Here is a 19,612-nt window from a genome sequence, read left to right as displayed (position 1 = left end):
GGACGCAATGAGGAAGGCACTTCTTGCCGCCGCGGTCTTCGCCATGATGGCGACGCCCGGATTTGCCCAGAGCTACAAATTCGTGATCGTGCCCAAGGCGATGAACAATCCGTTCTTCGATTTCGCGCGCGATGGCTGCCAGAAGCGCGCCAAGGAGCTCGGCAACATCGAATGCATCTACAAGGGTCCGGTCGAGCATGAGCCTGCGACGCAAGCGCAGATCATCCAGGACTTCATCACCCAGAAGGTGGACGGTCTCGCCATCTCGGTCGCCGACGTCGCGGCGATGACCAAGTCGATCGAGGCGGCAACGGCAGCCGGCATTCCCGTCATCACGTTCGACTCGGATGCGCCCGGCTCGAAGCGGATCGGCTATATCGGCACCGACAACAAGGAGTTCGGCGTCGCGCTCGGCAAGCAATTGCTGAAGCTGCGGCCCGACGGCGGCAAATACGCGATGATCTCCGGCGGGCCGGGTGCGGAGAACCTGGCCGAGCGTGTCGACGGCGTCCGTGAGGCCCTCAAGGGCTCGAAATGGACCGAAGTCGGGGGCTCGCCGACCTTCTGCAACGACGACCCGGCACTCGGGGTTCAGCAGATGACCGATCTGCGCACCGCGACCCCCGACCTCGCAGCGATCATCCCAGTCGGCGGCTGGCCGATGTTTGCGCCGGAGGGCTTCAAGGCCTTCGCCAGCAAGAGCAAGAAGGACATCGACGCCGGCAAGTTCACGCTTGTCGTCGCCGACACCCTCAGGATGCAGCTTGAGCTGCTGAACCAAGGTTACGCCAATGCGCTGATCGGCCAGCGTCCATTCGAGATGGGTGAGAAGGCGATGGATACGCTGCTTGCCATCAAGAAAGGACAGAAGGTGTCGCAGATCATCCACACCGGTCTCGACATCGTGACAAAGGACAATGTCGCGGCGATGCTGAAGTAGCCACGCGCAACGGCCCGATGGGACGACGGCGATCGGCGCCGCCACTTTGCTTCGCTGATCGTCATCGTGCCTGGTCCCTGCATCCGACAGACGCGGTCAGGACTTTGGCTGCCTGTACCATCTGCGACCGCTGCTCGGCCGTGCGCCTCCAGGGCAGCCTTCAATCCAACTCCGCTGATGCCGGTCTTGAGCATATCCGCCACCAGCGCCGCCACGGCGGCGTCGATTGCGAGCCCGCCGTCGCGGATGTTGGAGATGCAGTTACGTCGCGAATCCGGCGTCCCCGACTGCGGCGAACAGGTGACATAGATCCCGACGCTGTCGGCCGCGGAGAAGCCGGGACGCTCACCGATCACCATGATGCAGATCTGCGCGCCAAGCGCTTCCGCAATGGGATCGCCGAGTGCCACCCGCACCTGCGATGCCAGCACAAGCGGCGCGATGGCAAGCCGCCGTGCCGTGAGGCGCTCGACGATCGCCTGGACCAGCGGCACCGTGTTGACCTCGATGGCGCTGGCGTCCGTCAGCCACCACGATCACGATCGCACCGTCCGGTCTGATGTCGGCAAGCCGTTCTGCCGACCCGGTCGAGAGCTTCCGGCTGCCTTGATGTCGGCATCGCTGGGTTTAGCGTTGTGCTCCAGCAATTCGGTGACCTTGATCATCATGCCGAACTGGCAGATCCCGCACTGCGGCACCTGCTCTTCGATCCAGGCCTCCTGCACGGGGTGCAACGTCTTGGCCGCCTTTTCGAGAGAGAGGTTGCGCTGCTTGGCCCAACGAGCCGCCAGACCTCGACGGTGGTGAACTCCTTATCCGCGACCGGATCGACGGGCGTAATACAGGAACGGATCTCCTCACCGTCCAGCAGGACCGAACAGGCCCCGCACTGCGCCAACCCGCAGCCGAATTTCGGGGTCATCACATTCAGTTCGTTGCGCAGCACATACAGCAGCGGCGTATCCGGCGGCGACTGGACTGCTCGCTTCTCGCCGTTGACGACAATCGTGATCATACCTTCTCCATTGGCGCGCCATGCTTTCAGGACTCGCGCCAGCTGAGGCCAGAGACAGGCAGGGCGAGCCAGCGCGATTACCCGCCACCAGCCGAATGAAGCTATGAACCTGGTTCATGAATGCGATCACAGACAGTTGACCGCGCCAACGCGCGTGACCTGGAGCAGGACCCGACCGCCTAACGCTGCGTGCAGCACTGTCTTGTTTGGAGAAACGTTTTACATTTGATGCTGCGGGTGGATGCCTGACAACACGCCCTTGCCGGACCTGCCGCTAACCTCTGGGCATTCGGCATGCATCAATGATCAGCGCGTCAACCACGACATTCTCCTGAAGACGTTCGTGGTGACAGGGGATTAGAGCCGTCATTTCGCGGCCGCATTCGGCGGCATCATGTCTCCGGACGCGAGCTGTACCGCATGCGATCAAAAAAGAGGCACGCGCGCGGCGGATGGACGGATCCGGACAAGCACTAGCAAGTCGATCGCACGGCCGATGTGCCTGGGTCTCAACCCCGGATTCCTTCCGGCATTGATGCAATTGCATCACAACTGCCACGGCAGGCATTGCCACTTCCGCGCGGTTGCTCCGGCTTGTCCGGATCGCTAGATACAACGCGTGGATGTCTGTGCTCCGGATGGTGTTCATCCGCGCGGCCTGACCGTGTCGGGGAATGCCGTGGACCGCGCCGTGAACGAGAACCCGCCGCCGGATGACGGCACGCGCGACGGCTTGCGCGGACCGGACGCGGTGAGAGCGCTGCGGGTGGAGCTCACCGATATCTGCGACCTGATCCCGCTCACGCCCGAGGAGGACTTCTATTTCACCTCACGGCCGAGGATGGTCGGCAATGTGTTGCTGGTGGAGTCGCGCGTGAGCGACCTCGAATACGACCGGACCCCTGCATATGTCGCCCGCGGCGGCCTCGATCACTATCAGATCGCTCTCTGTGTCGAAGGTGAGATCTGGTTCAGCTCCGGACGGCGCGAGATAACGGCGCGCCCCGGTGAGATCTTCCTGGTCGACATGGCGCAGCCAAGCCGCACCGCGATGCGCTCCGGCAGCGGCCGCACCCAGTTGACGACGATCATCCTGCAACGTTCGATGCTTGCGCCGCGCCTCGCCCATCCGGATTCGGCGACGGCGACCTTGCTGCCCGCGCATCATTCTCATGCGCGCCTGCTCGCCAGCCATTTCGCGGCGCTCACGCTGAGCGACCAGCCGGAGGCAGGCAGCGTCGAAGGCACGATCGAGGCGATCGCCGACATCGTCGCGGCGGCGGCCGGTGCGGCGGATACCGCCGAGCGCGCCGAACGGGCCGAGCGGCACCTTTATCTTGCGATGATCAAGCGCCACATCGCGGGCCATCTCACCGATACGCTCGACGCGGGCGAGCTGTGCCGCCAGTTCCAGATCTCGCGCGCGAGCCTCTATCGGCTGTTCGAAGCCGACGGCGGTCTGGCGCATTACATCAGTGAGCAGCGGCTCAATCATGCATTGCGCCTCCTGATCTCGCCAGGCGCGCAGGACAAGCGCCTGATCGACCTTGCGGTCGAATTGCGCTTCAGCAGCGACTCCACCTTTATCCGGGCGTTCCGCGTCAAGTTCGGCGTGACACCGGGGGAGCTCAGGGAATTGTACGAGACGTGGCTCCGGGACACCGGAGCGGTACCGACCTTCGACACCGTGCTGCATCAATTGGCGCGACGGCGCTCAAAATAGTCGCGACGAACGGCTACGATCACGTCAAAGGGTTTGAGGTAGTATGGTAGCGGGAGAGGGACTTGAACCCCCGACCCCAGGATTATGATTCCCGTGCTCTAACCAGCTGAGCTACCCCGCCATGGGCTCGCGATCGGCGGCGTGGAGCCGCACCTTGCGAACGCGCGGCATATAAAGAGTGGCATGCGCGCCTGTCAAGCAAACCCAAGCGTGCCTGTAACTTATTGCAGATGGGGCTATTTCGGCCGCACCGTCTGGTCGCCGCCGGGACTGCCGGGCGGCGGAATCACCGGCGTGTTGCCGCCTTGGGGCGTCGGCGCACGCATTTCCGGATCGACGCCAGCCGGCGGGCACAGCACGCCGTCGGATCTGGCGAGCTTGTCGCCCAGGCTGCCCTGTCCGGTGGTGGTTCCCTCAGGAACCGCAGCCCCCGGATGCGACGGCTGCTGCGGCGCGCAATTCGCGGCGGCGCGCTGCGGGGCCGGCGGCGCGGTCTGCGCCGGCGGCGTCGCGGGTGTCGGCGGCGCCTGCGCCGCGGCAACAACCGGCGCCAGCATCAACACACAGGACAATGCGAGTGTGCGATTGGCGAGTGTTCGACTGATCCTCATGACGAGAAAACCGGGAGGAGGCGCCGATGTTCCCGGTCAAATCGCAGCAGGCTCACGATTTGCGGAACCGGATCAGCGAGAAATGTCCCATCGGCGGCATCGGCCTGCGTTCCGCGAGGCTGACGCCGCCATGCTTGGCGGCCCAATCGGTCAGCCGCTCCCACGGAAACTCCGGACGCCAGCCGAGCCGCCGCGCCAGCGGCGCGAAGGCAAGCTCGAAGATGCGGCGCGGGCCGCTCTCGGCACCGATGTGATTGACCAGGATCAGCTCGCCGCCAGGCTTCAGCACGCGAATGAAATCATCCAGCGTCGCTTCGGGATCGGGCACCGCGGTGATGACATATTGCGCGACCACCGCGTCGAAGAACGAATCCGGGAATGCGAGATTCTTGGCGTCCATCACCGCCAGCGTCTCGACATTGACGAGGCCCAGCGCACGCACGCGCTTGAGCGCCCGCCGCAACATCGGTTCGGAAATATCGACGCCATAGAGTTTCGTGGTGCGCGAGTAATCCGACAGCGACAAACCGGTGCCGACGCCGACGTCAAGCACACGTCCGCCGATCCGGTCAGCTTCTGCGATCGTCGACTGACGGCCCTGATCGAACACCTTGCCGAACACGAGATCGTAGATCGGCGCCCAGCGGCCATACGCCTTTTCGACCCCCTCGCGGTCGATGTCCCCAGCCATTCCCCTGCCCCGAAGCCTCTTGTCTCTAACCGCGAACCGCTTCCGCAAGCGGCGCCACTGTATCGCGCGTCACGCCATGCGCCGCGCGGCTCGCGCTCGCGCTCCTGATGAAGCCACCGCCGAGCACACGCGCCTGCCCGGATGGTGCGTCATAGAACACGCAGGCCTGGCCGGGCGACACGCCCTCCTCGCCGGCGACGAGCTCGACCTCATAGCCGCCATTGGCGGCGCGCAACCATGCCGGCTGCGGCGCGCGCGTCGAACGCACGCGGACATAGATCTCGATGCCCTCGCCGATCACGCGATCCAGCGCGCCGTCGCCGATCCAGTTGACGTCGCGCAGCGCGATGCGATCCATCCGCAGCGCCTCGCGCGGTCCGACCACGACGCGGCGCGTCGCCGCATCGAGCTTGACCACATAGAGCGGGTGGCCCGAGGCGATGCCGAGGCCCTTGCGCTGGCCGACGGTGAAATGAACGATGCCCTGGTGCTGGCCGACGACATTGCCAGCGAGATCGACGATGTCGCCCGGCGCGATCGCATTCGGCTTCAGCCGTCCGATGATGTCGGTGTAGCGGCCGGTCGGCACGAAGCAGATGTCCTGGCTATCCTGCTTGTCGGCGACCTCGAGCTCGAAGCGCCGCGCCAGCTCGCGGGTCTGCGGCTTGGTCATGTCACCGAGCGGGAAGCGCAGGAAGTCGAGCTGCTCGCGCGTGGTGGCAAACAAGAAGTAGCTCTGGTCGCGATCGGCATCCGCGGCACAGACCAGCGAGCGCGATCCGTCGGCAAGCCGACGCGAGGCGACATAGTGGCCGGTGGCGAGCGCCTGCGCGCCGAGCTCGCGTGCGGTCGCCAGCAGATCGCGAAACTTGACCGAACGGTTGCACTCGATGCACGGCACCGGCGTCTCGCCGAGCGCGTAGCTGTCGGCGAAATTGTCGATCACCGACTGCTTGAAGCGGCTTTCATAGTCGAGCACGTAATGCGGAATGCCGATCCGCTCGGCGACATTGCGCGCATCGTGGATGTCGCGGCCGGCGCAGCAGGCGCCCTTGCGATGGGTCGCAGCGCCGTGGTCGTAGAGTTGCAGCGTGATCCCGACCACGTCATAGCCCTGCGACTTCAACAGCGCAGCCGTCACCGACGAGTCGACGCCGCCGGACATCGCGACGACGATCCGTGTGTCTTCAGGGCGGCCTTCAAGATCCAGACTGTTGAGCATCTCTAAGCGGTCATTGGTCACTGTCGCGGCGAAGTTATGCGCTCCGCGACGAAATTGGAAAAAGCCTTTGTCCAGAGAGCCTTAGAACGCGTCCAAGACCGGGTCGGTCGGTTCGGGACACGTCGGAGGCCACTCTTAATATAGGCCGTATTCCGACGAGGCAATCCGGCCAACGCCATGCCTTGCCGCGCGCGGACGGCAAATCTTGCCGCCGGGCAAAAAGGAGACCCGTCGGGAACCCGTTTCAGGCCAACAAGGCAACAGATAACCAACTGAAATAACTAGCTATTTGTTGCAGCCGAGGATTGGCCCGCTCCTTGCTGACATAACGCCGGAAGTCTCATTTGCGAGGATTGGCAGTGGTCAGCGTCACGTCGGAAGCATTGGCAAGCCGGTCTTTTCAGGGCCCGACGCGGTCGTCGCGGCCCGATCCCGCCTCACAGGCGGGGAACGACGGTTTCGCCGCGCTTGTCGACAGCAGCACGACGTCCACGAGCGACAGCAGCCGGTACGACTCCCCGCCGGCGCCGGCGCGCCGCTCCGACGATTCGTCCTCGACCACCGACACACGCTCCCGCGACACCAGCACGGCCCCCGATCGGACGTCGCGGGATGACAAGACCGTCGACGATGACAGCGACACCGGCACGCCGCGCAAGACCAAGTCGAAATCGAAATCGGACGACTCGAATTCGAGCACCGATGCTCAATCCACCGGTGACAAGTCCGCCACGACACCAGCTACCCCGCCGCAGAATCCAGCCAGTGCGGCAACCGCCGGCGCTTTGATTGCTCCGGTCGCCGCGGCTGCTGCGACTGCCCCGGCAACGACAGCCACCACGCCATCCGACCAGCCCACCGCACCGCTCGCGATTGCGGCTGCGGCCATCGCGGCAAGCTCCGCCATCGCAGGCACCGGTGCCGCGACCGGCACCGGCGTGCCGGCCGGCGCAGACACTGCAACGGCGGCAACCGCCACGGCGAATGCCGACAAGGTCGCCAAGGCGGCAGGCGTCAAGACCGAGGCCCAGATCGTCACCCCCGATGCGGCCACGGTTTCCGGCGCGGCAACCGCGACCGGCGACGCGACACTCGCCGCCACCGTTGCCGCCGGAACGCCGGCCGCGAAGACACCGACGCAGGCCAAGGCACAGGTCGCTGCAAAGGACGCCACCGCCGCAGCGCCCGCTGACCCGGATGGCGCGGCCCCGAGCACCAACACAGCCACGCCGACCAACCCGACGACAATCGTCCCCGCAGTCGCGCAGGCAGCTGCGGTTTCCGGCAAGGCCAAGGCTGCCGCGGACGGTGCCGCCGATGCCATCAAGGCCGATGCGAGCGACGGAGACGGCAGCGCCGCGCCGACGCCGGCGGTCGGCGGCCACGCCGCTGCGCAGGCCCAAGTCGCGACGCCCGATCCCAGCACGCAGGCTGCCAATACATTCCAGGCGCAATTGGCGAGCAGCCAGACGACGCCATCCGCGACCGCGCAATTGACGGTGACCAACGCCGCGCAAAACGCCGCGGTACCGCTCAGCGGGCTTGCGATGCAGATCGCGGCGTCCGCCAAGAGCGGCAAGAGCCGCTTCGAGATCCGGCTCGACCCCGCCGAGCTCGGCCGCATCGATGTCCGCATCGATGTCGATCGCAACGGCCAGGTGACCTCGCACCTCACCGTCGAACGCCCTGAGACGCTGTCGATGCTGCGCCAGGACGCCAACCAGCTGCAGCGCGCGCTCGACAATGCCGGCCTGTCGACCGGCAATGGCGGATTGCAGTTCAGCCTGCGCGACCAGTCGCAGTCGGGCCAGAACAACAATAGCCAGTCGAATCCGAACGCCCACCATTTGATCGTCGCCGAGGAGGATAGCGCTCCTGCCGCGGCCGCGGGCCGCTCCTACGGCCGCGCAACCGGCGCCCTCGGCGGCGTCGATATCAGAGTGTAAGGAGTTCACCATGGCAGTCGATGCAACCATGCCGACGCCCGTCGTCTCGGCACCGGGCACCAGCAACAGCACGAGCTCCGGAAGCAGCAGCAGCTCCAGCGGCCTGACCACGTCGTCGCAGGGCATCGCCGACAATTTCCAGACCTTCCTGACGCTGTTGACCACGCAGTTGCAGAACCAGAACCCGCTCGACCCGCTCGACACCAACCAGTTCACCCAGCAGCTCGTGCAGTTCGCCGGCGTCGAGCAGCAGTTGAAATCCAACGACCAGCTGAAGCAGCTGATCGAGATCGAGAAGAGCGCGCAGTCGACCCAGGCGCTGGTCTATGTCGGCAACACGGTCGCGGTCGACGGCAGCAAGACGCAGTTCGACAAATCCGCAACCTGGAATCTGGTGTCCCCGCAGGCCACCAGCGCCACCATCACGATCACGAGCTCGACCGGCCAGACCGCCTATTCCGGCAATTTCAACCTGAAGCAGGGCAACGCCAGCTTCGTCTGGGACGGCAAGGGCAATGACGGCACGCAATGGCCGGCCGGCACCTATACGCTGACCGCCACCGGCAAGGACTCCAAGGGCAACGACCTCGCGATCTCGACCGAGATCCAGGGCATGGTCGACTCCGTCGACCTCACCGCCTCCCCGCCGCTGCTCTCGATCGGCGGCCAGACCTACACCACCGACAAGATCAAGCGCGTGGTGCGCGGGGCGACGAGCTCGAGCTGATCGCACCTGCTGGCGCTATGCGCATCGGCCCGAGCAGGCAACAGCCGCGCGACATACCCGGCTGTCGTCCCTGCGGAAGCAGGGACCCATAACCACAGGCTAGCGTTGTTGAAATGAGCTGTAGCTACAGCTCTGCAAGCCAATTCGCATTCGTGGTTATGGGTCCCGGCTCAAGGCCCGGACGACACCGAATGTGTTGCGCGGCCGGTGAGTCGTAACTTCGTATTCTCGACATGAATCGTCCGCGCCGCAGGCCCATATCAACGGACATACGTCAGCAATAAATTGACACATGTAAGCTGCCTGTAAGCAAGCGGGCGCTATCCTCGTGCTCCGTGCTTGAGCGTCGATTCCGCCTTAAAACTCCGCAGCTACCGAGGCTGCGCGCTTGACCGCCGGCAAGAGTTAGCCCGTGACCCCGACACGCCCGACACCGCCAGATACTTCAAAGACCGCTCCGCCGCATGCGGTGGCAACGCCCCCGCAGCTTGCCGAGACAATGGTCGAGAATGCGCGCCTCAGGACCATCGCCATCACCGTGATGCTCGAGATTGCTGTGCTGAGGGAGCGGCTACCGCCGGCTCCTGGCGAGTGAGCTCTTGGGATGGATAGAGCGCAGCGCGCTGTCTCTTCCATCAATCGATCAATGAGCCGCCTTTCGGGCGAGCCGAACACCGCGTGGAGAATCTCCGAAACGCGTCCGGAACAGGCGATTGAAATAAGAAACATCCGAGAAGCCGACCTCCAGCGCGATATCGGAAATTCGCCGGTCCCTGGCCTCGGTCTCGGTCAGCAACTCGAGCGCCCGCTGCAGACGCAATTCATTCAAGCGTTCGGTGAACGATGTTCCCGATGACGCCATCAGGCGCTGCAGGTAGCGAGACGAGATGCCCTGACAGCGTGCGACCGCTTGAACGTTGAGCCCGGGCTCCTGGAAGTGGATGGCTATGTAGTCGAGTGCCGCGTCGTGCCGTGCGGCCACCACGGCGCTCGCGCTGCTCTCGCCCAGAGCAGGACATTCGTCGAGCGCGAGCGCGACGAGATCGTGGATGTGGGTCACGACCGTACGACGAAGTTTGGGCGCCGTCAGTGCTCGCGCCTTGAGCGCCGACTTCAGATAGGCCGTGAACAACCGGAAGGCTTCTGTGCGGTGTCCGATCGGCCGCATGACCAGGCTTTCGACGTTCGAGAGGCGCTGCTCGAGCGCCTCGCGCGGAATGGCCAGGCCGAATTGCAATCCATCGACATAGGTCACGCTGGCGGGCTCCGAATGCAGAATTGCGATCGCATCGCCCGTGCGCAGCTCGACGTCGCGGCCACGCTGCGACATCTGGCTGCTGCCGGGAGAGCAGAAGATCATGCCGACGGAATCATCGCCGTCAGCAAGGTTTGCCTGCAAACGCCTGAAGCACATCGACGTGCCCTTCAGCGCGAGCATGCGCAAGCCGTGCACCACTTGCAGCGAGGCATCGGCCTGGAGCGGGATACGTGACAGAGGCTCGATATCGGCATGCACGACGCATCGCCCAAAGTGCTCGCGCCATGCGGGAATGCGAATCCGCTCCGGAAGATCGCGCGTCGAAAATCGATACGATATGAAATCGGCTGCGTCCGTAGGCATGGGGACCTCCAGACTTCACAGAACATCCGAATGAAATGCTACGGCACACCACAAAAATTGACTGCATTTTGCAATCGCGCACCGGTCTTCTCTCGATCCGTGCGCACATGTCCAAGAAGTCATGCCGTCGATCTGCTAACCTAATGGCCTGCGATCGATATAGATGTGAACTGGTTCACCTGTCGGTCAGACTATTACGTTTATACTGATCGCGAAAGTCGCGGCGCAATTTTCTCCCTTAAGAGGAGCCGGTCGCGATGGCACTATCTCTAATTGCCGCCATCGGATTCATTGGACATCCCGGGCGGCGTGCAAGTGCAAATCGGACTCGCGTCCCTGTTCGCAATCGATCCGGCTTACCGATCCGCGGACAGGCTACTATGAAAGATTGCTGATACCGATTTTATTTCGCTGCTCAGCCAAATCGCTAGCAGAATTCGTCGGACATAAATGCCTGCGGCACTGTTGGCTTTTGGCCGCCGGTTGAAATGGTCGAAATCTGTCACGTGGGAAGTCAACCTTAGTGATCAAGAAGGCGTTCGATCATGTCCACCATATTCGACATGCTCTATCATGAATTCTGTCGCGCTCGCCTCGCCGAAATGAGGAAGCAGCTTTTGATACCCGTCATCGGCGACGTCTTGCAGCCGCCGCCGCAAGACGGCGACCCGGCCGCGCCCCTTGATCGTGGCTGGCCGGCGGAAGCGCCGCCAACCCTCGGGTAGCTGAAGCGCACAATCCCATTGGTTACGCCGGAGGCTAGTCCGGCACGCGCACGCCTCGGGGCCCCCGGGAGCTTCACATAGACCGATGCCGCTTGAGGCCGTGCGCACGCCAGACAGATCGACAGATGCATGATCGAATCCACACATCGAAGCGATTGATCGGCGAAACTCCGCTGGTGTTCAGATCGACTGGCCGCGACCCGCGCATCGACGTCTGCCGCGGCATCGCATTATGGTGGATCTTTCTCGACCACGTTCCCAACAACGTCGGGAGCTGGCTCACGTTGCGCAATTACGGCTTCTGCGACGCCGCCGAGATATTCATGTTCATCTCGGGCGTGACATGCGCGCTGGCCTACGGCAGGACGCGGCAGCGGGATGGCTGGCAAGGCATGATCGGCCGTTCGCTGCGGCGGGGATGGGACATCTACGCCGCCTTCCTCCTGCTTACGCTCGCTTGCGCCGTCCTCGTCTACGTTGCGGGCAGCGGTGATCTTGCTGACGACAGCAATACGCGGATTCTGTTCGAACATCCGGGTGCGGCATTTGCGCACGCCGCGATGCTGCAATACCGCCCTGTCAACACCGACGTGTTGCCGGTGTTTGTGATCTGTCACGTCCTGTTCGCGCCGCTGTTGTGGCTGTTGCTGCGGACACCAAACGCAACGCTTGGCCTTTCGTTGTCGCTCTATGCGCTGGTGCAGGTGTTTGGCTGGAGAGTTCCGGCATGGCCCAACGGCGTCTGGTTCTTCAATCCGCTCGCCTGGCAGCTGTTGGTCGTGCTGGGTGCGTGGTACGTCATCGAGGGCGACAAGATCCGAACATGGGTGATGTCGCGCTCTGCGCTGGTGGTTTCCGTTCTCTATCTGGTGGTCGGGCTGATCGTTGCGCGCGGCCATGACATCGGGTCGCCGGCGCTGCAGACCTTGACGGATCACCTGTTGCCCTTGGACAAATCGAATCTGAGCCCGTTGCGGCTGCTTCATTTCCTGGCTCTTGCGATCGTGGCGCTGTGGCTCGTTCCGGCGGGCTGGCGCGGGCTATCGACGCCGGTGCTGCGCGGCGCGCGGTGTTGTGGGGAAAATTCGCTGCCGATCTATTGTCTCGGCGTGCTGCTCGCGCTGGTCAGCCAGTTGGATGTGTTCGACATCTCGAACCGGGTTTCGATGCAGATCGCGCTCAGCCTCGGCGGCGTCCTGGTGATGGTCGTCGCCGCGGCGCTCCTGAACGCGCTGGGCGCCAAGCGCAAGCCTGCGGCAGGCGCAGTTGATCGGGAACTGAAAGGCGAGGATCGCGCCCGCAGGACTGCTCCAGCTCCACGGCTGACAATCGTCCCCACGCCATCAACGTACTGCCCTTGATGAAAATTTGAATCGCGGTGGACATCGGCTGTTTGCCACGTTCGGGCCCTCACGCATTCGCGACGCAACCATTCCGTTCAGGCTTCGGTTTTGGCTCCGGTTAGACGCAACACGGAGGCAACCTCATGAACGACCCGAATGCGTATGCTGATCAGTATCAGGCTATGGGCCAGGGCACCTCTTCAGCAGGCTCTTCGTCCGGATCAAGCAGCTCCGGATCGTCAGGACAATCCGCCGGCGGTGGCGGCGCGGATGACGGCAGCGGTGGCTCGGGCGGCATGTCAGGGTCAGCGGGTTCAGGCGCATCGGGTAGCGGCGCCGGCAGCTCCTCGGGCGGTACGGGCGGTGGCGCTTCGGGCAGTGGCAGCTCGGGTGGAGGTGGCTCGGGTGGCGGCACCTCCGCGGGCGGGGGAACGAATGGCGGCACCGGACAACAGGCAGGAGGCGGCGACGGATCTTCAGGCAGCGGCGCTTCGGGCGGTGGCACGTCAGGTGGCGGCGGCTCGGGCAGCGGCACGTCAGCTGGCGGCGGAACGGATGGCGGCACTTCGGGCGGCGGCACCTCTGCAGGTGGCGGCACGTCGTCGGGCGGCGGCTCCGGAAGCGGCGGATTGCCGGGCCTCGGTAACGGCCTTGTGCTCGCCGGACAGGACGGATTGCTGCAACCCGTGCTGAACCCGATCAATGCCGCCGCGTCCAACGCCGGCGGTCTTCTCACCACGATCGGCCACCAGGCCGGACTGGACAGCACGGTCGGCGACGTCACCGGCCTCGCCGGCACAGTCGGGCTCGGGCAGCTCGGCGCTGCGCCGGCGGCCGACGGGCACTCCAATCTTCTGACCGACCTGCTCAACACACCAGGAGAAGTTCTGTCAGGTCACACGTCAGACGCCGTGGCGAATCTCGGCACCGACCTCACCGACACCGTGAATGCGATCGGCGCGATCCCGGCCGGTCTCGGCCAGAACAGCGGCCTGACGCTCGCCGGACAAGGCGGGCTGCTGCAACCCGTGTTGAACGCGGTCAACGGCGCCGCGTCCGACGCGAGCGGCCTTCTCACGACGATCGGCCACGAGGCCGGGCTCGACAATCTGGTTCACGACGTCACCAATCTCGCCGGCACTGTCGGGCTGGGCCAGCTCGGTGCCGCGCCTGCGACCGACGGACACTCGAATCTCGTGACCGATTTGCTCAACACGCCCAGCGAGGTCCTGGCTGGTCACACCACCGACGCGGTGACGCATCTCGGCGCCGACCTCACCGATACCGTGCATGCGCTCGATGCCGTGCCGGCGAATCTGTTGACCGGCGTCGTCAACGGACAAGACGACCCGGCCAATCCGATCGACAATCTGATCCAGAACGTCGGCCATGATCTACAAAGCCTGCCGCTGGTGACGGCGAATGGCGGCAACAATGCCAATGACGGCGGATTGCTCGGCGGCATCGTCGGCAGCCTCAGCAATCCGAACAGCGGGCATCTGGTCACGCTCGACGTTGGTCCGACCCAGCCAAACGGACAGGCGATCGATATCCTGGCTGCGCCAACCTCGGGCGATCATCACACCGTCGAGGTCAACGCCGTCGATGTCGGCGCCAACGGTCCGCATCTGCTCGATCTCGGCGCGCTGACCGGCAGCAATAGCCCGCTCAGCATTCCCTCGCTCGGCGGGACCGGAACGGATGGGCTGGTTGGCAATCTGCTCGGCGGGCTCAATCTCAGCCACGCGTTGTCCGGCAACATCGCCTCCGGCAATACGACAAGCGCGCCGATCGACGTCGATGCCGTGGTCCATGACCTGATCCCGATCACGGGCGACCACGGCATTCTCAACAGCCACGGCGCGCATATCCTTTAGGCGCGCATGCAAAATGGCCCCGGAGACGTCTCTACGTTTCCGGGGCCGTTGCGTTAGCGACGCGCGGAGCAACCGACACTCACTCCGCCTGTCCCGCGGCGGCGAGGATCAACCGCGCAATCGGCTCGGGCTGCGAGATCAATGCGAGATGACTCGCCTTCACCTCGATCGTGGTGGCGCCCATCCGCTTCGCCATGAAGCGTTCGAGATCCGGATTGATGGTGCGGTCCTCGGTCGAGACGGCGTAATAGCTCGGCTTGCTGCGCCAGGCGGCGTGGCTGGTCTTGCCGGTCAGCAGTTGCTTGTGGAACGGCTGCTGCACGGCATAGAGCACCTTTGCTTTTGCTTCCGGCAGGTCGCCGGCGAAATCGCGCAGGAACGCCGCTTCGCTCAAGCGGCCCTCATCGCCATCGAACACGATACCGGCGCTTGCCGGAGGCGTCGGATAGGTTTTTGCAAGCGCGGTGTAATCCTCATCCGCATCGGGCGCGCGCGCCGCGACATAGACCAGCGCGGACACATTCGGATGCACGCCGACCTCGGTGACGATCATGCCGGAGAAGGAATGGCCGACGAGGACGGTCGGTCCATCCTGGCGATCGAGCACGCGCTGCGCCGAGGCGACCGCGTCCGGCAGCGTGGTCAGCGGATTCTGCACCGACGTCACATTGAGCCCGGCCGCCTGCAAGCGCGGAATGACTTCGGACCAGCACGAGCCGTCGGCGAACAGGCCGTGCACCAGCACGACGTTGCGCGCCTTCACCGGCGGCGTGGTTGCGGCGAAGCCACGCGAGGACACCAATGAAGCTGCCGCGCCGGCAAGCAAGGCAGTCGAGAAAGTCCGTCTGTTCATCATCATGACAAGGGCTCGGATGGAAGGATTGGAAGCGCCCACCGGCGGTGAGCGGACATCCTCTTCTACGCACGCAAAGGCGCATGGTTACGCGCGGTGGCGATATGACGATCAAGGATCGGTGAACGAGATGCGGACACCACTTTCGACATGGAACGTGGCGCGTAGCCGAGATTGCGAGAGCAAGTCTCAAATCGATCATCTCGCCCGGGCCTTACCCCTCTCTCCAACCCTCCCCTCAAGGGGGGGAGGGAGCCTTACCGGTGTGCTCGCCTCACATTACATCGATGCGTTGTGCGTCAGAATTTCGCGGAAGGGGTGTGAGGGACGCACCGGCGGATGGGTTCCCTCCCCGTAAAAACCGGCAGCGGCCGCGGCGTCCGACGGCCAATCCGCCCCCTCGCCGCCCCCCAGTTCCCGGCTGTTCCAACGAGATTCGTATTGAACGCTTGGGCTTAGGCAAATTTTAAACCGGTGGGCGTAGGTTACCACTCGCGAGTTCAGTGGTTGAGAGTTTGTGAGTACGCCATGACAGAACCCCATCGCCCGAGGGTGAAATACGTCATCGGGCCTGACGGCAGCCCGTTAACGATTGCGGATTTGCCGGCCCCCGGTACCAAACGGTGGGTCATCCGCCGCAAGGCCGAAGTTGTCGCTGCGGTCCGCGGCGGTCTGCTCTCCCTTGAGGAGGCCTGCAGCCGCTACACGCTGACCGTCGACGAATTCCTTTCCTGGCAGTTCTCGATCGACCAGCATGGTTTGGCCGGACTGCGCACCACACGTATCCAGCAGTACCGGCAGTAAGTTTCGCGCAAACTGCGGCATTTGAAGAAAACCGGCCTCGCTTTGCGAAGCCGGTTTTTTTCATGTCCGCGTTTTAGCCGCGGTTCTTAACCTTCGTTAACCATATGGAAACCATACCCTAGGCAATATTTGCCCAGTCGGACCCGCGTGGGCCGAATCCCTGGGGGCCGTTGGTGCAAAGTCTGGTTGCTTTCTTCAGAGGTCTTGGTGCGGCCCGCCTCGCGGCCATGGTTGCGGTCACAGCGGCCCTGATCGGTTTCTTTGCGTTCGTCATCATGCGCGTCACCACACCGCAGATGACCACCCTCTTCACCGACCTGTCGACCGAGGATTCCTCGGCCATCATCAAGGAACTGGAGCGCCAGGCGATCCCGTTCGAGCTGCGCAATGACGGCGCCGCGATCATGGTGCCGAAGGACAAGGTGACGCGGCTGCGGATGAAGCTCGCCGAGGGCGGCATGCCGAAGGGCGGCGGCGTCGGCTACGAGATCTTCGACAAATCGGACGCCCTGGGCACCACGAGCTTCGTCCAGAACATCAATCATCTACGTGCGCTGGAAGGCGAGCTCGCCCGCACCATCCGCGCCATCGACCGGGTGCAGGCCGCGCGCGTCCACCTCGTGCTGCCGGAAAAGCCGCTGTTCTCGCGCGAGACGCCGGAGCCGTCCGCCTCGATCGTGCTCAGGGTGCGCGGCTCGCTGGAGCCGCAGCAGATCCGCGCGATCCGTCACGTCGTCGCTTCCGCGGTCAACGGGCTGAAGCCGCAGCGGGTCTCGATCGTCGACGAGGCCGGCCAGCTGCTCGCAGACGGCGCCCAGTCCGATGCCGATGCCGCCGTCGGCGACGAGCGCCGCGCCGCCTTCGAGAAGCGGATGCGCAAGCAGGTCGAGGACATCGTCTCCTCGGTGGTCGGCGCCGGCCGCGCCCGCGTCCAGCTCTCCGCGGACTTCGACTACAACAAGATCACCCAGACCTCGGACAAGTTCGACCCCGAGGGCCGGGTGCTGCGCTCGACCCAGACCCGTGAGGAATCGAGCCTCACCGCCGACAATTCCGGCCAGGTCACCGTCGCCAACGAGCTGCCCGGCGGCCAGAACCAGGACAACGCCGCCCGCGCCCGCGACCAGAGCAAGAAGAGCGAGGAAACCAACAATTACGAGATTTCCCGCACCACCAAGACCGAGGTGACCGAGGCCGGCCGCGTCAACCGCATCTCGGTCGCGGTGCTGGTCGACGGCGCCTATTCCAAGAACGAAAAAGGCGAGATGGTCTACCAGGACCGCACCAAGGAGCAGCTCGACCGCATCGCCGCTTTGGTCCGTTCCGCGATCGGCTTCGACCAGAAGCGCGGCGACCAGGTCGAGGTCGTCAACCTCCGCTTCGCCGAGCCGCCGACCGCGCAGCCGATCGCCGAGCCCACCGGCCTGCTCGGCATGCTGCAATTCACCAAGGATGACGTGATGTACGTCATCGAGCTCGGCGTCATGATGATGCTCGGGTTGGTCGTGCTGTTCATGGTGGTCCGGCCGCTGGTCAAGCGCATCGTCGCCGCCGACGCGATTCCGTCGCTGGCCGGCGCCGGCCTGCCGGTACTCGCCGAAGCCCATGCCGAGAGCGCCGGCGCCACCGGCCAGGCGCTGATCCCAGCCGGCGGCGGCGCGGCGCAATTGATCGACGTCGCCCAGATCCAGGGCCAGGTCCACGCCCAGGCCGTGCACCGGGTCGGCGAGCTCGCCGAGCGCAATCCGAACGAAACCGTCTCCATCGTCCGTCAATGGCTGAGCGAGCCGGTAGAGAACTGACATGGCCGCCGTACCCCAGACCACCAACGCCAACGACATCGCCACCGTCCTCTCGACGCTGGCGAACCGGCAGAGCGCACGGCCCAAGGGCAAGCCGCTGCCCGGCCCGAAGCGCGCCGCAATCCTGATGCTCGCGCTCGGCGAGCAGTATGGCGGCAAGATCTGGTCGATGCTCGACGACGAGGAGGTCCGCGAGCTGTCGGTCCACATGTCGACGCTCGGCACCGTCGAGGCCGACGTAGTCGAGGATCTGATGCTGGAGTTCGTCTCGCGGATGTCGGCGTCCGGCGCGCTGATGGGCAATTTCGACGCCACCGAGCGGCTGCTGCAACAATACCTGCCGGCCGAGCGCGTCACCGGCATCATGGACGAGATCCGCGGCCCTGCCGGCCGCAACATGTGGGAGAAGCTCTCCAACGTGCAGGAAGAGGTGCTCGCCAACTACCTCAAGAACGAGTACCCGCAGACCATCGCCGTGGTGCTGTCGAAACTGAAGCCGGAGCACGCCGCCCGCGTGCTCGCGATCCTGCCCGAGGACATCGCGCTCGACGTGGTCGGCCGCATGCTGCGGATGGAGGCGGTGCAGAAGGAAGTCATCGAGCGCGTCGAGCAGACGCTGCGCACCGAGTTCATGTCGAACCTGTCGCAGACCCGCCGCCGCGACGCCCATGAGGTGATGGCCGAGATCTTCAACAATTTCGACCGCCAGACCGAGACCCGCTTCATCACCTCGCTGGAAGAAGAAAACCGCGAGTCCGCCGAGCGCATCAAGGCGCTGATGTTCACCTTCGACGACCTGATCAAGCTCGATTCCGCCTCGGCCCAGACGCTGATGCGCAACATCGACAAGGACAAGCTCGGCGTCGCGCTGAAGAGCGCCAATGAGGAGGTGCGGAGCTTCTTCCTCGGCAACATGTCCTCCCGCGCCGGCAAGATGCTGATGGACGACATGGCCGCGATGGGCCCGGTGCGGTTGCGCGACGTCGACGAGGCGCAGGCGCTGCTGGTCAACCTCGCGAAGGACCTCGCCGCGCGCGGCGAGATCACCCTGACCAAGAACCGCGCCGACGACGAGCTGGTGTACTGATGGCCGCACCTGCAAAATTCCTGTTCGACACCGACTTCTCGGCCCCGGACCGCGCCCGCGAGCGTGCGCCGACGCCGGCCGAGGTCGCCCAGAAGGTCGCCGATGCCGAGGCCCGCGCCTACCGCGCCGGCTATGAGGCCGCGCTGCGCGAGGCCAAGGTCGAGAGCGACCGCCGCATGGCGCAGGCGCTGGAAGAGATCGGCACTGCGATCAAGGGCATCGCGGCCCGCTTCGCCGGCATCGAGACGCGGATGGAGACCGAGGCGGTCGATGTCGCGGTCGCGGTCGCCCGCAAGCTCTGCAATGAACTGGTGGCGCGCGAGCCGCTCGGCGAGATCACCGCGCTGGTCTCCGACTGCTTCTCGCATCTGGTGGCAACCCCGCATCTCGTGGTCCGCATCAACGACGCGCTCTACGAGGCGGCGCATCACAACATCGAGCAGATGGCGGCGCATTCCGGCTTCCAGGGCCGGCTGGTGATCCTGGCCGAACCGACGATTGCGACCGGCGACTGCCGGATCGAATGGGCCGATGGCGGTGTCGTGTTGGAGCGCGCTGCGATCGAAGCAAAGATCAACGAACTCGTCGGGCGCTATCTGGCGTCCCGCGGCCAGACCGGCTGAAG

Annotated in this window: 20 protein-coding genes, 1 tRNA gene and 1 pseudogene; 12 read left to right on the top strand and 10 right to left on the bottom strand. The window is 64.6% G+C overall.

Annotation, left to right across the window (positions count from 1 at the left end):
- Positions 1-7 precede the first annotated feature (7 nt).
- Positions 8-940 (top strand): sugar-binding protein, encoded by a 933-nt coding sequence (locus tag JQ616_RS20040; RefSeq protein ID WP_212017183.1) that lies wholly within the window; start codon positions 8-10, stop codon positions 938-940.
- Between the two features lie 218 nt (positions 941-1,158).
- On the opposite strand, the pseudogene JQ616_RS20035 reads toward JQ616_RS20040, so the two are convergent.
- The 3 genes and pseudogenes from JQ616_RS20035 to JQ616_RS20025 all read right to left on the bottom strand — a co-directional run.
- Positions 1,159-1,434: pseudogene (locus JQ616_RS20035) on the bottom strand (ethanolamine ammonia-lyase light chain EutC); the annotation flags it as partial.
- Between the two features lie 42 nt (positions 1,435-1,476).
- A complete protein-coding gene (locus JQ616_RS39810) occupies positions 1,477-1,638 on the bottom strand; it encodes a 2Fe-2S iron-sulfur cluster-binding protein (RefSeq protein WP_349630025.1) in 162 nt (53 codons plus the stop codon).
- A complete protein-coding gene (locus JQ616_RS20025) occupies positions 1,605-1,955 on the bottom strand; it encodes a (2Fe-2S)-binding protein (RefSeq protein ID WP_212017179.1) in 351 nt (116 codons plus the stop codon). Before JQ616_RS20025 ends, JQ616_RS39810 begins: the two co-directional genes overlap by 34 nt.
- A 679-nt stretch (positions 1,956-2,634) precedes the next feature.
- Here JQ616_RS20025 and JQ616_RS20020 point away from each other — a divergent pair.
- On the top strand, positions 2,635-3,678 hold the full coding sequence (locus tag JQ616_RS20020; RefSeq protein ID WP_349630024.1) for an AraC family transcriptional regulator: 1,044 nt from the start codon (positions 2,635-2,637) through the stop codon (positions 3,676-3,678).
- A 44-nt stretch (positions 3,679-3,722) separates the two neighbouring features.
- Here the strand turns inward: JQ616_RS20020 and JQ616_RS20015 are convergent.
- From JQ616_RS20015 to JQ616_RS19995, 5 genes are all read right to left on the bottom strand, one after another.
- Positions 3,723-3,799 (bottom strand) — tRNA-Met (locus tag JQ616_RS20015).
- A 115-nt stretch (positions 3,800-3,914) separates the two neighbouring features.
- On the bottom strand, positions 3,915-4,289 hold the full coding sequence (locus tag JQ616_RS20010; RefSeq protein ID WP_212017177.1) for a hypothetical protein: 375 nt from the start codon (positions 4,287-4,289) through the stop codon (positions 3,915-3,917).
- Positions 4,290-4,341: 52 nt separating this feature from the next.
- Entirely contained in the window at positions 4,342-4,980 is a 639-nt protein-coding gene (locus JQ616_RS20005) for a class I SAM-dependent methyltransferase (protein WP_212017175.1), read from the bottom strand.
- A 25-nt stretch (positions 4,981-5,005) separates the two neighbouring features.
- A complete protein-coding gene (gene mnmA / locus JQ616_RS20000; RefSeq protein WP_212017173.1) occupies positions 5,006-6,202 on the bottom strand; it encodes a tRNA 2-thiouridine(34) synthase MnmA in 1,197 nt (398 codons plus the stop codon).
- A gap of 400 nt (positions 6,203-6,602) precedes the next feature.
- Positions 6,603-6,902, bottom strand: coding sequence for a hypothetical protein (locus JQ616_RS19995; RefSeq protein ID WP_212017171.1), 300 nt, complete (start codon positions 6,900-6,902; stop codon positions 6,603-6,605).
- 85 nt (positions 6,903-6,987) lie between these two features.
- Here JQ616_RS19995 and JQ616_RS19990 point away from each other — a divergent pair, with 85 nt between their 5' ends.
- From JQ616_RS19990 to JQ616_RS19980, 3 genes are all read left to right on the top strand, one after another.
- Positions 6,988-8,148: a flagellar hook-length control protein FliK gene (locus tag JQ616_RS19990; RefSeq protein WP_212017169.1), complete on the top strand. Its 1,161-nt coding sequence runs from the start codon at positions 6,988-6,990 to the stop codon at positions 8,146-8,148.
- A 10-nt stretch (positions 8,149-8,158) separates the two neighbouring features.
- The gene (locus JQ616_RS19985) at positions 8,159-8,875 is read left to right on the top strand and encodes a flagellar hook assembly protein FlgD (protein WP_212017167.1); all 717 of its coding nucleotides are present in this window, start codon (positions 8,159-8,161) and stop codon (positions 8,873-8,875) included.
- 412 nt (positions 8,876-9,287) lie between these two features.
- Positions 9,288-9,470 carry a hypothetical protein gene (locus tag JQ616_RS19980; protein ID WP_212017165.1) on the top strand — a complete coding sequence of 61 codons (183 nt, stop codon included), beginning with the start codon at positions 9,288-9,290 and terminating at the stop codon, positions 9,468-9,470.
- A 48-nt stretch (positions 9,471-9,518) separates the two neighbouring features.
- Here JQ616_RS19980 and JQ616_RS19975 read toward each other — a convergent pair whose 3' ends face one another.
- On the bottom strand, positions 9,519-10,496 hold the full coding sequence (locus JQ616_RS19975; RefSeq protein ID WP_212017163.1) for a helix-turn-helix transcriptional regulator: 978 nt from the start codon (positions 10,494-10,496) through the stop codon (positions 9,519-9,521).
- A 545-nt stretch (positions 10,497-11,041) separates the two neighbouring features.
- Between JQ616_RS19975 and JQ616_RS19970 the strand changes: the two genes are divergently transcribed.
- The 3 genes from JQ616_RS19970 to JQ616_RS19960 all read left to right on the top strand — a co-directional run bounded on the left by JQ616_RS19970 (position 11,042) and on the right by JQ616_RS19960 (position 14,441).
- Complete coding sequence (locus tag JQ616_RS19970; protein WP_212017924.1) at positions 11,042-11,221, top strand: hypothetical protein; 180 nt, start codon at positions 11,042-11,044, stop codon at positions 11,219-11,221.
- Between the two features lie 125 nt (positions 11,222-11,346).
- The gene (locus JQ616_RS19965; RefSeq protein WP_212017161.1) at positions 11,347-12,582 is read left to right on the top strand and encodes an OpgC family protein; all 1,236 of its coding nucleotides are present in this window, start codon (positions 11,347-11,349) and stop codon (positions 12,580-12,582) included.
- A gap of 125 nt (positions 12,583-12,707) precedes the next feature.
- Positions 12,708-14,441 (top strand): hypothetical protein, encoded by a 1,734-nt coding sequence (locus JQ616_RS19960; protein WP_212017159.1) that lies wholly within the window; start codon positions 12,708-12,710, stop codon positions 14,439-14,441.
- Positions 14,442-14,520: 79 nt separating this feature from the next.
- Here JQ616_RS19960 and JQ616_RS19955 read toward each other — a convergent pair whose 3' ends face one another.
- Positions 14,521-15,300, bottom strand: a complete 780-nt coding sequence (locus JQ616_RS19955) for an alpha/beta fold hydrolase (RefSeq protein WP_212017157.1) — start codon at positions 15,298-15,300, stop codon at positions 14,521-14,523.
- Between the two features lie 522 nt (positions 15,301-15,822).
- Between JQ616_RS19955 and JQ616_RS19950 the strand changes: the two genes are divergently transcribed.
- The 4 genes from JQ616_RS19950 (at position 15,823) to JQ616_RS19935 (ending at position 19,610) form a co-directional block, all read left to right on the top strand.
- Positions 15,823-16,098, top strand: coding sequence for a DUF1153 domain-containing protein (locus JQ616_RS19950; protein WP_002714638.1), 276 nt, complete (start codon positions 15,823-15,825; stop codon positions 16,096-16,098).
- A 227-nt stretch (positions 16,099-16,325) separates the two neighbouring features.
- Complete coding sequence (gene fliF, locus JQ616_RS19945; RefSeq protein ID WP_249137082.1) at positions 16,326-17,900, top strand: flagellar basal-body MS-ring/collar protein FliF; 1,575 nt, start codon at positions 16,326-16,328, stop codon at positions 17,898-17,900.
- 1 nt (position 17,901) lies between these two features.
- A complete protein-coding gene (fliG, locus tag JQ616_RS19940) occupies positions 17,902-18,987 on the top strand; it encodes a flagellar motor switch protein FliG (RefSeq protein ID WP_021077001.1) in 1,086 nt (361 codons plus the stop codon).
- Positions 18,987-19,610, top strand: coding sequence for a FliH/SctL family protein (locus tag JQ616_RS19935; protein ID WP_212017153.1), 624 nt, complete (start codon positions 18,987-18,989; stop codon positions 19,608-19,610). The genes fliG and JQ616_RS19935 overlap by 1 nt, the downstream gene beginning before the upstream one ends.
- The last annotated feature ends 2 nt before the right edge of the window (positions 19,611-19,612 follow it).

Source organism: Bradyrhizobium tropiciagri, from assembly GCF_018130545.1.
Lineage (GTDB): Bacteria > Pseudomonadota > Alphaproteobacteria > Rhizobiales > Xanthobacteraceae > Bradyrhizobium > Bradyrhizobium tropiciagri_A.
This window is presented reverse-complemented; position numbering and strand designations above follow the sequence as displayed.

Bases quoted from the DNA above. Each gene is read 5' to 3' on its own strand.
- JQ616_RS19985 (WP_212017167.1), top strand. From the start codon at position 8,159: ATGGCAGTCGATGCAACCATGCCGACGCCCGTCGTCTCGGCACCGGGC.
- JQ616_RS20040 (WP_212017183.1), top strand. From the start codon at position 8: ATGAGGAAGGCACTTCTTGCCGCCGCGGTCTTCGCCATGATGGCGACG.
- fliG (WP_021077001.1), top strand. From the start codon at position 17,902: ATGGCCGCCGTACCCCAGACCACCAACGCCAACGACATCGCCACCGTC.
- JQ616_RS20025 (WP_212017179.1), bottom strand. From the start codon at position 1,955: ATGATCACGATTGTCGTCAACGGCGAGAAGCGAGCAGTCCAGTCGCCG.
- JQ616_RS20005 (WP_212017175.1), bottom strand. From the start codon at position 4,980: ATGGCTGGGGACATCGACCGCGAGGGGGTCGAAAAGGCGTATGGCCGC.
- JQ616_RS19970 (WP_212017924.1), top strand. From the start codon at position 11,042: ATGTCCACCATATTCGACATGCTCTATCATGAATTCTGTCGCGCTCGC.
- JQ616_RS20010 (WP_212017177.1), bottom strand. From the start codon at position 4,289: ATGAGGATCAGTCGAACACTCGCCAATCGCACACTCGCATTGTCCTGT.
- JQ616_RS19975 (WP_212017163.1), bottom strand. From the start codon at position 10,496: ATGCCTACGGACGCAGCCGATTTCATATCGTATCGATTTTCGACGCGC.
- mnmA (WP_212017173.1), bottom strand. From the start codon at position 6,202: ATGCTCAACAGTCTGGATCTTGAAGGCCGCCCTGAAGACACACGGATC.
- JQ616_RS19955 (WP_212017157.1), bottom strand. From the start codon at position 15,300: ATGATGATGAACAGACGGACTTTCTCGACTGCCTTGCTTGCCGGCGCG.
- JQ616_RS19935 (WP_212017153.1), top strand. From the start codon at position 18,987: ATGGCCGCACCTGCAAAATTCCTGTTCGACACCGACTTCTCGGCCCCG.
- JQ616_RS19950 (WP_002714638.1), top strand. From the start codon at position 15,823: ATGACAGAACCCCATCGCCCGAGGGTGAAATACGTCATCGGGCCTGAC.
- fliF (WP_249137082.1), top strand. From the start codon at position 16,326: ATGGTTGCGGTCACAGCGGCCCTGATCGGTTTCTTTGCGTTCGTCATC.
- JQ616_RS19965 (WP_212017161.1), top strand. From the start codon at position 11,347: ATGCATGATCGAATCCACACATCGAAGCGATTGATCGGCGAAACTCCG.
- JQ616_RS19960 (WP_212017159.1), top strand. From the start codon at position 12,708: ATGAACGACCCGAATGCGTATGCTGATCAGTATCAGGCTATGGGCCAG.